General features: G+C 62.8%; 14 protein-coding genes. 9 read left to right on the top strand and 5 right to left on the bottom strand.

What is annotated here, in order from left to right:
• Positions 1–188: 188 nt before the first annotated feature.
• Both ACZ5FP_RS20965 and ACZ5FP_RS20960 read left to right on the top strand, forming a co-directional pair.
• A complete protein-coding gene (locus tag ACZ5FP_RS20965) occupies positions 189–1,481 on the top strand; it encodes an NCS2 family permease (protein ID WP_223615447.1) in 1,293 nt (430 codons plus the stop codon).
• A gap of 67 nt (positions 1,482–1,548) precedes the next feature.
• Positions 1,549–2,154: a deaminase gene (locus ACZ5FP_RS20960; protein ID WP_223615446.1), complete on the top strand. Its 606-nt coding sequence runs from the start codon at positions 1,549–1,551 to the stop codon at positions 2,152–2,154.
• Between the two features lie 58 nt (positions 2,155–2,212).
• On the opposite strand, the gene ACZ5FP_RS20955 is transcribed toward ACZ5FP_RS20960, so the two are convergent.
• Positions 2,213–3,091, bottom strand: coding sequence for an arginase family protein (locus ACZ5FP_RS20955; RefSeq protein ID WP_464664410.1), 879 nt, complete (start codon positions 3,089–3,091; stop codon positions 2,213–2,215).
• Between the two features lie 152 nt (positions 3,092–3,243).
• Here ACZ5FP_RS20955 and ACZ5FP_RS20950 point away from each other — a divergent pair, with 152 nt between their 5' ends.
• On the top strand, positions 3,244–4,167 hold the full coding sequence (locus tag ACZ5FP_RS20950; RefSeq protein ID WP_464664409.1) for a LysR family transcriptional regulator: 924 nt from the start codon (positions 3,244–3,246) through the stop codon (positions 4,165–4,167).
• Here ACZ5FP_RS20950 and ACZ5FP_RS20945 read toward each other — a convergent pair.
• Both ACZ5FP_RS20945 and puuE read right to left on the bottom strand, forming a co-directional pair.
• Positions 4,154–4,639, bottom strand: a complete 486-nt coding sequence (locus ACZ5FP_RS20945; RefSeq protein ID WP_464664458.1) for an ureidoglycolate lyase — start codon at positions 4,637–4,639, stop codon at positions 4,154–4,156. The genes ACZ5FP_RS20950 and ACZ5FP_RS20945 overlap by 14 nt on opposite strands.
• A 27-nt stretch (positions 4,640–4,666) precedes the next feature.
• On the bottom strand, positions 4,667–6,085 hold the full coding sequence (puuE, locus tag ACZ5FP_RS20940) for an allantoinase PuuE (protein WP_464664408.1): 1,419 nt from the start codon (positions 6,083–6,085) through the stop codon (positions 4,667–4,669).
• Between the two features lie 181 nt (positions 6,086–6,266).
• Between puuE and uraH the strand changes: the two genes are divergently transcribed.
• From uraH to xdhC, 4 genes are read left to right on the top strand one after another with little or no spacing between them, the layout of a single operon-like run.
• Positions 6,267–6,635, top strand: coding sequence for a hydroxyisourate hydrolase (gene uraH, locus ACZ5FP_RS20935; protein WP_105735171.1), 369 nt, complete (start codon positions 6,267–6,269; stop codon positions 6,633–6,635).
• Between the two features lie 6 nt (positions 6,636–6,641).
• Positions 6,642–8,120 (top strand): xanthine dehydrogenase small subunit, encoded by a 1,479-nt coding sequence (gene xdhA / locus ACZ5FP_RS20930; RefSeq protein WP_464664407.1) that lies wholly within the window; start codon positions 6,642–6,644, stop codon positions 8,118–8,120.
• Between the two features lie 9 nt (positions 8,121–8,129).
• On the top strand, positions 8,130–10,466 hold the full coding sequence (gene xdhB / locus ACZ5FP_RS20925) for a xanthine dehydrogenase molybdopterin binding subunit (RefSeq protein ID WP_464664406.1): 2,337 nt from the start codon (positions 8,130–8,132) through the stop codon (positions 10,464–10,466).
• Between the two features lie 7 nt (positions 10,467–10,473).
• Entirely contained in the window at positions 10,474–11,334 is an 861-nt protein-coding gene (xdhC, locus tag ACZ5FP_RS20920; protein ID WP_464664405.1) for a xanthine dehydrogenase accessory protein XdhC, read from the top strand.
• A 3-nt stretch (positions 11,335–11,337) separates the two neighbouring features.
• Here xdhC and ACZ5FP_RS20915 read toward each other — a convergent pair whose 3' ends face one another.
• Positions 11,338–12,252: a LysR family transcriptional regulator gene (locus ACZ5FP_RS20915; protein WP_105735167.1), complete on the bottom strand. Its 915-nt coding sequence runs from the start codon at positions 12,250–12,252 to the stop codon at positions 11,338–11,340.
• A gap of 134 nt (positions 12,253–12,386) precedes the next feature.
• Here ACZ5FP_RS20915 and ACZ5FP_RS20910 point away from each other — a divergent pair, with 134 nt between their 5' ends.
• Positions 12,387–13,628: a urate hydroxylase PuuD gene (locus ACZ5FP_RS20910; RefSeq protein WP_223615437.1), complete on the top strand. Its 1,242-nt coding sequence runs from the start codon at positions 12,387–12,389 to the stop codon at positions 13,626–13,628.
• Entirely contained in the window at positions 13,625–14,980 is a 1,356-nt protein-coding gene (gene guaD / locus ACZ5FP_RS20905) for a guanine deaminase (RefSeq protein ID WP_464664404.1), read from the top strand. Before ACZ5FP_RS20910 ends, guaD begins: the two co-directional genes overlap by 4 nt.
• A gap of 43 nt (positions 14,981–15,023) precedes the next feature.
• On the opposite strand, the gene ACZ5FP_RS20900 is transcribed toward guaD, so the two are convergent.
• Complete coding sequence (locus ACZ5FP_RS20900) at positions 15,024–15,854, bottom strand: IclR family transcriptional regulator (RefSeq protein WP_464664403.1); 831 nt, start codon at positions 15,852–15,854, stop codon at positions 15,024–15,026.
• Between the last annotated feature and the right edge of the window lie 23 nt (positions 15,855–15,877).

The raw sequence follows: 15,877 nt of genomic DNA, 5'->3' as shown, positions 1-15,877 counted from the left end.
GCCGCGCCGGAAGACGCACTATCAGCCCCGCAGTGGAAGCACTGAGGAGAGGCTGGCTGTGGAGGAGCTGCGCCAGTTTTCTCTTGATTGAAGACGTTCGAAAACTCAAAACAGGCAGCCATGCGACTCGCCGATCCAAGGGGGTCACGCAGCAACCGGAGACTCGGCGAGAGCCAGGGGGAGGAATCATGCTCGAAAAGCTTTTCAAGCTACGAGAACACAACACATCCGCGCGCATTGAAATGCTCGCGGGACTGACGACATTCCTGACGATGTCGTACATCATCTTCGTCAATCCGGAGATTTTGTCGTCGACGGGAATGGACCGCAATGCCATCTTTGTCGCCACCTGTATCGCCGCGGCGGTCGGATCGCTGGTCATGGCGCTTGTCGCCAACTGGCCCATCGGCATGGCGCCGGGCATGGGCCTCAATGCCTTCTTCGCCTTCACGGTCGTGGCGGCGATGGGCTTCAGCTGGCAGCAGGCGCTGGGTGCCGTTTTCATTTCCGGATGTATTTTCATCCTGCTCACCGTTACGGGCGTGCGCAGCTGGCTTGTTGCCGGCATTCCCAAATCGCTGCGCAGTTCCATTGCGGCGGGCATCGGCCTCTTCCTTGCCTTCATCGCGCTGAAGAATTCCGGGATCATCGTCGCCAACCCCGCTACCTTCATCGGTCTGGGCCATCTCGGCAGCACGCCCGCCCTGTTCGCCATGCTGGGCTTCTTCATCATCGCGGCGCTCGATGCACTGAAGGTGCGCGGTGCGATCCTCATCGGCATTCTCGTGGTCACCGTCCTGTCGATGGCCGTGGGCGCCAGCGAGTTCAAGGGTGTGTTTTCCGCCCCGCCGAGCCTCGCGCCGACATTCCTGCAGCTCGATATCATGGGCGCCCTGCATACGGGCCTGCTGCAGGTGATCCTGGTGTTCGTGCTGGTCGAGGTGTTCGATGCCACGGGAACGCTGATCGGCGTGAGCAAGCGTGCCGGCCTGATCGAGGAGGGAAAACCCAACCGTCTCGGACGCGCCCTGTTTGCCGACAGCACCGCCATCGTGGCCGGTTCGCTGCTGGGCACCAGCAGCACCACCGCCTATGTCGAAAGCGCATCGGGCGTTCAGGCCGGCGGTCGGACCGGATTGACGGCACTCACCATTGCCGTCCTGTTCCTGGCGGCCCTGTTCATCTCGCCGCTGGCCGGTTCCGTTCCCGGTTATGCCACGGCACCAGCCTTGCTCTACGTCGCCGGCCTGATGATGCGTGAACTCACCGACATCGAATGGGGTGATGTCACCGAGGCAACCCCAGCGGCACTGACCGCGCTGATGATCCCGTTCACCTACTCGATCGCCAACGGTCTTGCCTTCGGTTTCATCAGCTACGTCGTGATCAAGACGTTCACGGGCCGGGTCAAGGACGTGCATCTGGCAACCTGGCTCGTGGCGATCCTGTTTGTCGTCCGGTACACCCTGTTCCCTGTGTGAAAAAGCGGCCCGGATGCATGCCGTATCCGGGCCAGACTGTTTGCAGGCTTAAGCGAAGGACACGTCAATGACTGTGGAAAGACCAACGACCGCGACGATCGATGCGCTGCTCGACGCGATGGAGCATCACATCATTCCGATGACGGAAAAGGGTGTGGCGGCAGGCAACAAGATTTTCGGCGCCGCCTTGCTGCGCAAGTCGGATCTGTCGCTTGTTCTGGCGGAGACGAACAACGAGACGGAAAACCCGCTCTGGCACGGCGAGGTGCATACGCTCAAGCGCTTCTACGAAGTGAACCCGGACAAGCGCCCGGACCCCAGGGATCTCATCTTCCTGTCGACTCACGAACCCTGCTCGATGTGCCTTTCGGCCATCACCTGGGCCGGCTTCGACAATTTCTACTATTTCTTCAGCCATGAGGATTCCCGCGATGCCTTCGCCATCCCGCATGACCTGAAGATTCTGAAGGAAGTCTTCACGCTGGAGCCCGGCGGTTACAACACTGAAAATGCGTTCTGGAAAAGCTATGCCATCCACGCGCTGATTGCGGCGCTGCCGGAGCCGGACCGGGGCAGGCTGCATGCCCGTGCCGCCCGGATCGCCAAGAAATATGCGGATCTGTCGAACCAGTATCAGGCGGGCAAGGATCAGAATTCGATCCCGCTGAACTAGGGCTGACCCATCGACACATGGACGAGACGGGGTTTGCGCCCCGTCTCGTCCGTTTTGGCTAGCTGCTGCCGAGAAGCGGCAGTGTCCGCAGCGATTTTGCCAGCCGGATCGCGCTCCACGGCATGTATTCGGCGATCGCCAGCCCGACGATATCGGCTTCGGCATTCACGGCCCGCAGAATTCCGGCCACTTCCTCGAAGCGCATCCGGCCTTTCGCGACGCCGTCAAAGGCATCCGGACCGGCAGCGGGGTCCTGCGAAAGAAGGAAATCGTAGAATGCGGGATCGAGCACATCGAGGTCGAAATGCACCGCCACCTTCCTGGCGCCGGACGCACGCAGCCAGGCGAGGACGGGCTCGGCCGACCCGGCCAGGTCTTCCGGGCTGAGCCGTGCCAGGCCGTGCTTCGGAATGAAATCGGTTTCGAACGGGGTGGTTTCGGTCAGGCCGACATAGAGGATCTGGCTGGCCTTCACCGGCTTCGGCACGGCGGCCACGAAATCCGGATCGCCCATGCCCATCAGCATGGCAAGGACATGCGCATGGGCGTTGCGGAACTGCTGCGGCCCCATCACGTCGGGGTGGGCATCCACCCAGAGAATCGCGAGATCGTCGCCGTATCTTGCATTGAGATGGGCAATCGGCGCGAGGTCGATGAGGCAATCGCCCCCCAGGGTGACAATGGCCTCGGGATCGTGCCGGGCGATGGATGCGCTGGTTGCGGCGATGAGATCGAGCAGCGGCTGGCGGGAGACGATGCCCCGCTCGACCGGCCGCACGGCGTTATCGGCTTCCGGCACGGCCACCGTCTCTTCCGGCCCCGGTGCCTGCGGCGCCAGGGCAGCGAGCACGCGGGCGCCGATTGCATAGTCGGGATGATCGCCGCCCTGCCATTGCGACAGGTTCAGGCGCAGAATTTTCATCGGATCGATGGTCATGGATTCACTCTTTCCTGTGGGAGACGTGCAGCCGGACGGGCTCCGGCCGCGCTGAAAGCAGGAAATAGGTGATTGAAATCTGAAACAAAATGCCGCATTCATGGCATCACTGTCCATAATCGTGGACAATCATTCGCACGTGGAGAAACGCGGTGAATCAGCTGCTTGCGATGCGCGCCTTCGTACGGGTCGTTGAATCCGGTTCCTTCCGGGGCGCTGCCAACCAGCTGCTGCTGCCGCGCTCGACGGTGAGCAAGCTCGTGACCGATCTGGAAAAGCATCTCGGAACCCGGCTGATGCACAGGACCACCCGCCACGTCGCGGTGACGCCGGAGGGCGAGGAATATTACCGCCATGCGGCCCGTCTGGTGGCGGAGATCGACGAGGCCGACGGTGCGGTGCGCGGCAGCAAGCTGACACCGCGAGGGCATCTGCGCATCGAATCCACCGCCACGTTCGCCCAGAATATCCTGATCCCGCACCTGCCGGATTTCCATGCGCGATACCCGCACATCACCATCGCCTTGGGCACCAGCAACCGAACGGCGAACATCGTCGGCGAGGGCGTGGACTGCGCGATCAGGGCCGGGGACATCGGCGACCAGTCCCTCGTGGCACGGCACCTGTTCGATGCCGGGTTCGTGACGTGCGCGTCGCCCGCCTATCTCGAACGCATGGGGACGCCTGCTGCCCCGCAGGAGCTCGCGGGCCGCCACTGCAAGGTTGGCTTCTTCTCGCATGCGGACGGCAAGGCCAAGCCGATGCTGTTCGTGAAACCCGGCGACAGGTACACCGTCAGCGAGCTGCAATTCTCCGCCAATGAGGACAATGGCCAGATCGCCATGATGCTGGCAGGGCTGGGTATCGGACAGAATCTCAAGCCGTTCGTCCAGCCTTACCTGGAGTCCGGGCAACTCGTTGAAATCCTCGGCGAATGGAGCCATCCGCCGCTGCCGTTCCATGTGGTGTATCCGCCCGGCAGGCATCAGAGCGCCCGCCTGAAGGCCTTGATCCAGTGGCTTGTCGAGCGCTTCGGGAAAGCCGGCATGCCGCCGGCTACGCTCAGCGGACGATGAACGGTTCGGGGTAAAAATGTTCTTCGAGATTGTTGCCGTCGCCGCCGCGATCCACGACGATAAAATCCGAGATGCCGCCGAGGGGCGTGAGGATGCCATGCCAGATATTGCGATGGATGTTCACACCCTGTCCCGGTCCCGTCAGGAAGGCGATGGGATCGCCCGCCCCGCCGGGCAGGTCATGGGCAACCACGACCAGCAGGGGATGGGCGGACAGCGGCATGAAGGCCTGGCTGCCGAGCGGATGCCGTTCCACCATCGTCAGCGTCAGCGGCAAATCATAGGGCTTGCCGCGCAGGAGGCTGATCAGCACGCGCGGGTTTTCCCCGGTTGTCTCGACCTTCGCCAGGTCGTGATAGCGCATGCACATGCCGTGATTGATGGGAAAGCTGGATGATCCCTCCACCTCGATCACGTCGCCGAAGGGCTGGAACGCTTCACGGGTAAGGGGCTGTATCCGAATCTCGCGCATAGCTGTTGAACCTGACATGGTCATCCCTCAGTTTGGCAGCATGCCCTGCAGGCGGAGAAACGCGATCCGCTCCACCTGCCGGCAGGCGGTGTTGAATTCGGTTTCCCGGTCGTTCTTGACGCGTGTCCTGAAGGCTTCAAGGATGCCATCCTTGCTGTGGTCCTTGACCGCGATGATGAAGGGGAAGCCGAAGGTTTCGACGTAGAGGCCGTTGAGCGCTTCGAACTGCGCGCGCTCCGCGTCGGTCAGGGCATCGAGACCGGCGGATGCCTGTTCCTGTGTGGAACTTTCCGTCAGCCGCTTGGCCTGCGCCAGTTTCCCCGCCAGATCCGGGTGGGCGGTAAGCACGGCAAGCCGTTCCTCCGCCGACGCGCTGCGGAAGACGGCGGTCAACAGGGCATGCAGCCCCGCTGCCGTGTCGTGCCCATGGGAAAGCTCGCCGGCAAAGGCGCGCTGCGCGATCCATTCGGAATGTTCGAACACGCCGCCAAAGCGCGCCACGAATGCCGCTTCCGCCAGTCCCGACGGGCGCGGTTCGCCGGATGGCTGCGGATGGGTTTCTGCCCAGTGCCGGGCAATGTCGATGCGCCGCGCCAGCCAGACATGGCTGTGGCTCTGCACATAGTCGATGAACCTTGCGACGGCGGCCGCGCGCCCCGGCCTGCCGGCAAGGCGGCAATGCAGGCCGATGCTCATCATCTTGGGAGAACCCGCTTCGCCTTCGGCGTAGAGCGTGTCGAAACTGTCCTTGAGGTAGGAGAAGAACTGCTCGCCGGAATTGAAGCCCTGCGGCGTGGCGAAGCGCATGTCATTGGCATCCAGCGTATAGGGGATGATCAGCTGCTGCCGCCCGGCGGCCTCGTGCCAGTAGGGCAGGTCGTCGGCATAGGAATCCGAGACATAGTCGAAGCCGCCTTCCTCCGTTGCGAGGTCCACCGTGTTGACCGAGCAGCGGCCGGTGTACCAGCCCTTCGGCCGCTCGCCGGTGATATCCGTGTGGATGCGGATGGCCTCGCGCATATGCTCGCGCTCCGCCTCCCTGGTATAATCCTTGTATTCGATCCACTTCAGCCCGTGCGAGGCGATCTCCCAGTCCGCATCCAGCATGGCGCGGACCTGTGCCGGCGAACGCTGCAGGGCGGTTGCCACGCCATAGACCGTCACCGGCACGTTCTTGCCGGTGAACAGGCGATGCAGACGCCAGAAACCGGCCCGCGCGCCATATTCGTAGATCGATTCCATGTTCCAGTGCCGCTGGCCCGGCCAGGCCTGCGCGCCGACGATTTCCGAGAGAAAGGCTTCCGACGCGGCATCCCCGTGCAGCACGCAGTTCTCACCGCCTTCCTCATAGTTCACAACGAACTGGACAGCGATTTTTGCGCCGTCCGGCCAAAGGGCCTGCGGCGGGGTTTCTCCGTATCCATGCAAGTCTCTGGGATATCTCATGGCAGCGATCCGTCCTCCACTCTGCTGGTCCGATCCCATGAATAATCAAATAAGCGGAGATGCATTCCCCCAGAAAATTTTGAAAGTCCTGCAAGGAAGCGCCGCCTACTGCGCCGCCTCCGCGCCGGGCAAACTGGGCGATGCAAAAGTGGAAAATCCGCCTCGGGAGGGAGGAACGCTCATGAGTTCTCAGAACGAAACGACAGGCCGTCTGACGACGCATGTGCTGGATACCGCCAGCGGCAAGCCTGCCGCCAACCTGCGGGTCGATCTCCTGCGTCTTGACGGCGAGCAGTTCTCGGCACTGCGCAGCACGCGCACCAATGCGGACGGACGCTGCGATGCACCGCTTCTGGCCGGCGCGGAGATGCGTGCCGGCACCTACGAGCTGCGTTTCCACGTTGGCGCCTATCTCGGCGGGCAGACCGATGGCGCCGTGCCGTTCCTCGACGTGGTGCCGATCCGCTTCGGCATTGGTGACGAGGCCGCGCATTACCATGTGCCGCTGCTCGTCGCGCCCTATGCCTACTCGACCTATCGCGGGAGCTGACCGGCCATGGATATCCAGACGCGCACCAGCATCCGCTTCCTGCTCAATGACCGGCCTGTCGAACTGACCGATGTGGCGGCAACCCAGACGCTACTCGATTTCCTGCGCCTCGATCGCCGGTTGCGCGGCACGAAAGAAGGCTGCGCCGAAGGCGATTGCGGCGCCTGCACTGTCCTGGTCGGCCGCCTGACCCATGGCCAGCTGACCTATGAATCGGTCAATGCCTGCATCCGGTTTGTCGGCTCGCTCGATGCCTGCCATGTCGTCACGGTGGAGGCGCTTGCCGCCGCCGACGGCACGCTGCATCCGGTGCAGCAGGCGATGGTCGACACTCACGCTTCCCAGTGCGGCTTCTGCACACCCGGTTTCGTCATGTCGCTCTACGGCCTGTGGATGCACAATCCGAGCCCGGCGGTGCGGGACATCGAGAAGGCGCTGCAGGGCAATCTGTGCCGCTGCACCGGCTATGCCGCCATCATCCGCGCAGCGCAAAGCGTGTCGGCGCGCAATGCCGGTAATGATCCGCTTGTCGCCGAGCGCGCACGGGTCATCGAACAGCTGCAGGCATTGAAGGACGGCAGGCGCGTCGATGTCGGCGAAGGGAAGCAGCGCTTTATCCTGCCCGCCGATGTGGATGATTTCGCCGCTGTTCTCGACGCCAATCCCGGTGCAACCATCGTTGCCGGTTCGACCGATGTCGGGTTGTGGGTGACGAAATTCATGCGGGAGATCGGCCCCGTCATCTTCACCTCGCATCTGGACGGGCTGCGCCGGATCACGGCCGACGCCAGCGGACTGACGCTCGGTGCGGGTGTGAGCTACACCGATGCCTATCCGGTCATCTCGGAACATTTCCCGCAATTGTCCGAGTTGTGGAATCGCATCGGCGGCGAGCAGGTGCGCAACATGGGCACGATCGGCGGCAACGTCGCCAATGGTTCGCCCATCGGCGATACGCCGCCGGCGCTGATTGCGCTCGGCGCAAGCGTGCGCCTGCGCAAGGGGCCGAACCGCCGGAGCGTGCCGATGGAAAAATACTTCATCGACTATGGCAAACAGGACCGCGTGCCGGGAGAATTCGTCGAGGCGATCCACATTCCCGCGCTCAAGCCGGGCGAACTGTTCGCCGTCTACAAGATATCGAAACGGCTCGACGAGGACATTTCGTCGGTGTGCGGTGCGTTCAAGGTGCTGCTCGACACGGCTGGCAAGGTGCAGGCGGCAACGATCGCCTTCGGCGGCATGGCAGGGACGCCAAAGCGCGCTGCCGCCGTCGAAGAGGTGCTGACGGGTTCCTCATGGGATGACGCGACCATCGAGCAGGCGATGGCGGCCTTTACAGCGGATTTCACGCCGCTGACCGACTGGCGCGCCTCGGCCGATTACCGCCTTTTGACCGCCAGGAACCTGCTGCGCCGCTTCCATCTGGAGACGACGGGCGAAGAGAATATCCGGCTGAACCGTTATGCCGCGGTTGCGGGCTAGGAGGGTAGCATGAATTCGATCCAGCCGCTGGCCCGCATCAAGGGCGGGGTGCACGAACAGCAGCCGCATGAATCCGGCCACAAGCACGTTTCCGGTTCCGCCGAATATATCGATGACATGCCGGAACCGGCCGACACGCTGCACGCCTATCTCGGCCTGTCGCAGCGTGCTCATGCAGACATCGTGTCGATCGATTTCGAAGCGGTCAGGGCATGTGCGGGTGTCATCGGTGTCCTGACGGTGGACGATATCCCCGGCCACAATGATGTGAGCCCGGCCGGCAAGCATGACGATCCGGTCTTTGCGGTGGGCAAGGTGGAGTTCCATGGCCAGCCCATGTTTGCCGTCATTGCCGAAACGCGGCAGATTGCCCGGAATGCGGCCGCGAAGGTCAAGGTGGAATATCGCGATCTCGATCACGCCATCGACGTGCTCGACGCTGAAAAAGCCGGCTATCCGCTGGTCATCGATCCGCTCAAGCTCGAGCGCGGAGATATTGCCGAGGGGCTTGCCAAGGCAACGAACCGGCTGAGCGGTGAAATGCGCATCGGCGGCCAGGATCATTTCTATCTCGAAGGCCACATCGCCTTTGCCATGCCGGGCGAGGACGACGAGGTGACGGTGTATTCCTCGACCCAGCACCCGAGCGAGACCCAGCACATGGTCGGCCACGTTCTCGGCGTGCCCGCCAATGCGGTCACGGTCAATGTGCGGCGCATGGGCGGCGGCTTTGGCGGCAAGGAAACGCAGGCCAACCTCTTCGCCGCCGTCGCAGCGGTTGCGGCGAAGAAATACAAGCGGGCGGTTAAAATCAGGCCGGATCGCGACGACGACATGGTCGCCACAGGCAAACGCCACGATTTCCATGTGGCCTATGAACTGGGTTTTGACGATGACGGCCGTATCGAAGCGGTGGACGCGACGTTTTCGGCGCGCTGCGGTTTCTCAGCCGATCTGTCCGGACCGGTCACCGACCGCGCGCTGTTTCACGCCGACAACTGCTATTTCTATCCGAATGTCCGCCTGCGTTCGCGGCCGCTCAAGACCAATACGGTGTCCAACACGGCATTTCGCGGCTTCGGCGGCCCGCAGGGCATGGTCGGCGGCGAGCGGATGATCGAGGATATCGCCTATGCGCTGGGGAAGGACCCGCTGGAGATCCGCAAGGCCAATTTCTACGGCGATGCCGGCAGGAACGTCACGCCCTACCATCAGACCGTCGAAGACAATATCATTCCGCAGATCGTCGCCGAACTGGAGGCGTCGTCGGACTACGCGGCGCGGCGTGAAGCGGTCCTTGCCTTCAACCGCGACACCCGGATCATCAGGCGCGGCATCGCGCTGACGCCGGTCAAGTTCGGCATCTCCTTCACCAAGACCGAATACAACCAGGCCGGTGCGCTGGTGCATGTCTACAGCGACGGTTCGATCCATCTGAACCATGGCGGCACGGAAATGGGGCAGGGGCTCTACACCAAGGTGGCGCAGGTGGTGGCCGACGAGTTCCAGGTCGATCTCGACCGCGTCAAGGTGACCGCGACGACCACGGCGAAGGTGCCGAACACATCGGCGACGGCAGCATCGTCCGGGTCCGATCTCAACGGCATGGCCGCGGCCAATGCGGCGCAGCAGATCAAGGCGCGGCTGGTGGATTTCGCCGCCGAACATTATGCGGTCGCAAAGAGCGAGGTGTTCTTTGAACCCAACGCGGTCCGCGCCGGCAATCGCCTTATCCCGTTTCCCGATTTCATCCGGATGGCCTATGGCGCGCGCGTGCAGCTGTCGGCGGCGGGTTTCTACAAGACCCCGAAAATCCACTGGAACCGCGCCGAAGGCAGAGGCCGGCCGTTCTATTACTTCGCCTATGGCGCTTCGGTCTCGGAGGTCAGCATCGATACGTTGACCGGCGAATATCAGGTCGACCGGACGGATGTGCTGCATGATGTCGGAAAATCGCTCAATCCGGCGCTCGATCTCGGGCAGATCGAAGGCGCTTTCGTGCAGGGCATGGGGTGGCTGACCACCGAGGAACTCTGGTGGGATGCCAAGGGACGCTTGCGCACCCATGCGCCCTCCACCTACAAGATCCCGCTCGCCTCGGACCGTCCGCGCCAGTTCAATGTGGAACTGGCCACCTGGTCCGTCAATCGCGAAGAGACGATCCGCCGTTCCAAGGCGGTCGGCGAGCCGCCGTTCATGCTGGCCATCTCCGTGCTCGAGGCGATCTCCATGGCTGTAGCCAGCGTTGCCGATTATCGGATTGCGCCGCGCCTCGATGCGCCGGCTACACCGGAGCGCGTGCTGATGGCGGTCGAGCGGCTGCGCGCTGCGCGAAACGGGAAGTGAGCGTCCCATGCCGTCGAACCGCGATGATATCAGGGATTTTCTCAACCGGCGCAAACATGTGGTGCTGGTCGAGGTGAAATCCGCCAGCGGCTCAACGCCGCGCGAAGCGGGCGCCTGGATGCTGGTTGCGGTCGATTGCATTTTTGGAACCATCGGCGGCGGCCAGCTCGAATTCATGGCCATCGACCACGCGCGGCGGCTGCTAAGCGAAGGCGGGGCGGATGCGGACGATATTTCCGTTCCGCTCGGACCGGAGATCGGACAATGCTGCGGCGGGCGGGTTGCCCTCGGTTTCAAGCGGGTGGACAGGCCCCTGCGCTCGGCGCTGGTGGAAAAGGTCGACCTGGAAATCGCCCAGCGCCCGCATGTCTACATCTTCGGGGCGGGGCATGTCGGCGACGCACTGGCCATGGCCCTGTCGCTGGTGCCGCTGCGCATCGTTCTCGTCGACACGCGCGAGATCGAATTGTCCGCCACGCGGGTCCCCGGCATCGAAACCTGCCTGACGGCGATGCCGGAAGTGGTGGTACGCGATGCGCCGGCGGGCAGCGCCTTCGTCGTCCTCACCCATGACCATGCGCTGGATTTTCTCATCACGGCCGAAGCCCTGGTACGGGGCGACGCCGCCTATGTCGGCATGATCGGTTCGAAGACCAAGAAGGCGACGTTCCGCAGCTGGTTGGAGCGGGAAGTCGGCCGCCCGGACATTTTTGACGGGCTTGTCTGCCCGGTGGGGGGAAGCGCGGTCAAGGACAAGCGCCCGTGCGTCATTGCGGCGCTGGCGGCGGCCGAGATCATGACGTCGGCCCTCAACCACCGGATCGGCGAGGAGCGCCTGCCCAGGCAGAAGGCGCGCCTGCACGCCTGATACCTATTCGAGCATGGCGCTGATCAGCCGCTGGCAGCGCTCGGTCATGAAATCGATCATCAGCCGCACCTTCGGGTCCTGGAACCGCTTGTGCGGATAGATCGCCGCAAGCTGGATGCTGACCGGTGGCGTATTCTCAAGGATCGGCTGCAATGTCCCGTCATTGATGTGGTTTTTGACCTCGAACAGCGGCTTGTTGATGATGCCGCGGCCATCGAGCGCCCAGCGGGTCAAAACGTCACCGTCGTCGGAATCATAGGGGCCGCTGACCTCCAGCTTGCGCGGGCCTTCCGGCGTCTGCAGCGTCCAGTAATATTCCTTGGAGCCGGGATAGCGCAGAAGCAGGCAATCGTGATGCCCGGTTATGAGTTCGTCCGGGCTGGCCGGGATGCCGCGTTTGGCGAGATAGTCCGGCGAGGCGCAGATCACCCGCTCGCAGTTCATGATGCCGCGCATGCGCAGGTTGGAATCTTCGAGAATGCCGAGCTTGAAGGCGACGTCGACGCCCTCGCTCATGATGTCGATATTGTGGTCCGACAATCGCAGCCGCACCTCGATATCCGGATATTTGTCGTGGAATTCCGGCACGCCGGAGGCAATCAGCCGGCGGCCGATGCCGAGCGGCGCGGTGATGCGGATGGCGCCCTTCGGCTTTTGCGACAGGTCGGCAATCGCCGCTTCCGCCTCGTTGATCGCTTCGATGATCTTGACCGCCCCTTCATAGAAGACGCGGCCATGCTCGGTCGGCGTCAGCTTGCGCGTCGTGCGGTTGAAAAGGCGCACGCCGAGATAGCGCTCCAGCTCCTTGATGCGGTTGCTGGCGACAGCCGGGGACGCCCGCTGGTCCCGGCCGGCGGCAGAAAGGTTTCCCAGTTCGACGACGCGAACGAAAACACGAAGATTATCGAAATATGACATGGTTCCCACCCCTGTCTTACACCGTTCCAAGATGTAGCATTTTATAGTTTTTTTTGAAAGAGATGGGCGATTTATGGCGTTTTCCTGCGGCTCAGGCTTTGGCACATACTCTTTCGCATAAAAGGGAGAGCCGCATGTATGAATATGCCATAGCCTGGGAATGGCTGAATTTTGCCGTCCGCTGGTTGCACGTGATCACCGGCATTGCGTGGATCGGCTCGTCATTCTATTTCGTGGCGCTTGATCTTGGCCTGCGGCAGCGACCGGACCTTCCGGTCGGCGCCCACGGCGAGGAATGGCAGGTGCATGGCGGCGGTTTCTATCACATCCAGAAATATCTGGTCGCTCCGGCGCAGATGCCAGAACATCTCACCTGGTTCAAATGGGAATCCTATGCGACGTGGCTGTCCGGCTTCGCCATGCTGTGCATCGTCTATTATGCCGGCGCCGACCTCTATCTGATCGATCCGCATGTGCTCGACGTGTCGCGGCCGGTGGCCATCGCGATCTCGCTGGCCTCGATCTTCGGCGGCTGGGTGGTCTATGACACGATCTGCAAGTCACCGCTGGGCCGCAACGATACGCGGCTGATGGTGCTGCTCTATTTCATTCTGGTGGGCATGGCCTGGGGCTATACCCAGCTGTTCACCGGCCGTGCCGCCTTCCTGCATCTGGGCGCCTTCACGGCGACGATCATGTCGGCAAACGTGTTTATGATCATCATTCCCAACCAGAAGAAGGTGGTTGCGGACCTTATTGCCGGCAAGACGCCGGACCCGAAGCTGGGCAAGCAGGCCAAGCAGCGCTCCACCCACAACAACTACCTGACGCTGCCGGTGCTGTTCCTGATGCTGTCGAACCATTATCCGCTGGCATTCGGCACCCAGTACAACTGGATCATCGCCTCGCTGGTCTTCCTGATGGGCGTCACGATCCGCCACTGGTTCAACACGCGCCATGCCCGCAAGGGCGACCCAACCTGGACGTGGCTGGTCACCGCCATCCTGTTCATCGTCATCATGTGGCTGTCGACGGTGCCGAAAATCCTGTCGGGAGGCCCAGCCGCCGACAAGGTATCGGCCGTGCAGCAGCCCTTCATCGCCTCGGCGGAATTTCCCAAGGTGCGCGATACGGTCCTCGGCCGCTGCTCCATGTGCCATGCGAAGGAGCCGGGCTGGGAAGGGCTTATCGCCCCGCCCAAGGGCGTCATGCTGGAAACCGATGGCCAGATCGCCGCGCATGCCCGCGAGATTTATCTCCAGGCGGGGCGCTCGCACGCCATGCCGCCCGCCAACGTGACCGCCATCTCCAACGAGGAGCGGCAGTTGCTGGCCAAGTGGTATGAGAACACAGTCAAGGGAGGAACAATCCAATGAGCCAACTGCTGCTGCGCGGCCGGGTGCTGACCTTTACCGATGCGCCGAAGGCCATCGATGACACTGCGTCCTATTCCTATTTCGAAGACGGTGCCGTTCTCATCGAAAACGGCAGGGTTGCCCGCGTGGGTGACCATGCAACGCTTGCGCCTCTGGCCGGGCCGCAGGCGGAGATCGTCGATCACCGCCCGCATCTGATCCTGCCGGGCTTCATCGACACGCATCTGCACTTCCCGCAGACGCAGGCCATCGCCTCCTACGGGGCGCAACTGCTGGAATGGCTCAACACCTATATTTTTGTCGAGGAACAGAAGTTCGCGTCTTCCGCCCATGCCGATTTCATCGCCGGGCGCTTCATGGACGAACTCCTGCGCAACGGCACCACCTCGGCGGTTGCGTATTGCTCGGTGCATCCGGAAAGCGTCGACGCCTATTTTGCGGCAGCGGAAAAGCGCAACATGCTGATGATCGGCGGCAAGGTCATGATGGACCGCAATGCGCCGGAAGGGCTGCGCGACACGGCGCAGTCCGGTTACGACGAGACCAAGGCGCTGATCGCGAAATGGCACGGCCGGGGCCGGGCGCATTATGCCATCAGCCCGCGCTTTGCCATCACCTCGACGCCCGAGCAGATGGAGATGAGCCGGGTTCTCGTGCGTGAACATCCCGAATGCTACGTGCAGACGCACCTGTCGGAAAACCGCGACGAGGTTGCCTATGCCACGTCGCTGTACCCCGCCGCCAAGGATTATACCGACATCTATGCCGGCTATGACCTCCTGGGCAAAAAGATGCTGCTCGGGCACTGCATCTACCTGTCCGACCGGGAACTTGCTGTGCTGGCCGAAACCGGGTCCGTGGCGGTCTTCTGTCCGACCTCCAATCTGTTCCTCGGCAGCGGCCTGTTCGACCGCGACCGGTTCCAGACGCTCGGCGCGCGGTTTTCGGTGGCGACGGATGTCGGCGGCGGCACCAGCTTCTCCATGCTGGAGACGATGGCCGAAGCCTACAAGGTGCTGCACGTGCAGGGCCAGCGCCTCTCGCCCTTCGCGTCCTACTACATGATGACGCTCGGCAATGCGCGGGCGCTCGGCCTTGAAGACCGGATCGGATCGCTGCATGCGGGCGCCGATGCCGATATCACGGTTCTCGACAGCCGCGCCAAGCCGGCGATGGAATTGCGCATGCGCACGGCAACCACGCTCGCCGAAGAACTGTTCATCCTGCAGACCATGGGGGACGACCGTTCGGTAGCCGAGGTCTACGTGGCGGGCAAGCCGATGAAGAGCAGGCTCGACAAACATCCGGCGGCCGGTCCCGTCCGGTCGGCGGCTGATCTACAGATCGCCTGAGGGTGACGAAAAAGGGGCCGTCGGCCCCTTTTTGCTTTTCCCGCTAGAGTTCGTGCGGTTTGCGGCCACCCATGGCCTGCGTCAGTTCATCGGCGGTCCGGCGGATGACCGGTCCAAACACATCCAGCTTGTTCTTGGGCAGGCGCACGGCCGGGCCTGAAATCGAAATCCCGGCGATGGCCTCGCCGTGTTCGTTGAAAACGGGTGCTGCGATGCAGCGCATGCCGAGCGTGTGCTCCTCATCGTCGATCGACCAGCCGCGTGCGCGGATCTGCTGAATGTCCTTCAGGAGGGCGGGCAGCGTATCGAGCGTGCGGTCGGTGAAATGCGCCAGCGTCTTGCCGCTGAGCATCTGGCCGATATCGGTGTCGGACCAGGTCGACAGGATGGCCTTGCCGATGCCGGATGCATGGATGGGGCCGCGCCGTCCCGGCCGGAAGAAGGCGCGCATCGGTGCATGGCTCTCGATCTGCGAGATGAACACCACATCACCTTCGTCCTCGATGGCGACATTGGCGGTCTCGCCGCACGCGTCCATCAGCTTTTTCAGGAATGGCCGGCTGATGCTGCCGAGCTTGCGGTAGCGCAGGAAGGCATTGCCGATTTCAAAGGCGCGCACGCCGACCGTCCATTCGCCGGATTCCGGGTCATGCGCGAGCATGCCGTGATTGGCAAGCGACGTCAGCAGCCGGTGAACGGTCGATGGCGCCATGCCCGTGTGGTCGGCGAGGTCCGTCAGCGTCGATCCGTCATTGTCGGCGACGATGCTGAGCAGATGGAGGCTGCGATCAAGCACCTGAACCGAGGAAGGCACGGCATTCTCCCCCGCCTTGCGTCCCCGCCTGCCTTTTGCTGCCGTCGACTGTAAAGCCATGCTGCTGTCTTTCCCTTTGCATT

The organism is Phyllobacterium sp. T2-21 (genome assembly GCF_055378485.1).
This window is presented reverse-complemented; position numbering and strand designations above follow the sequence as displayed.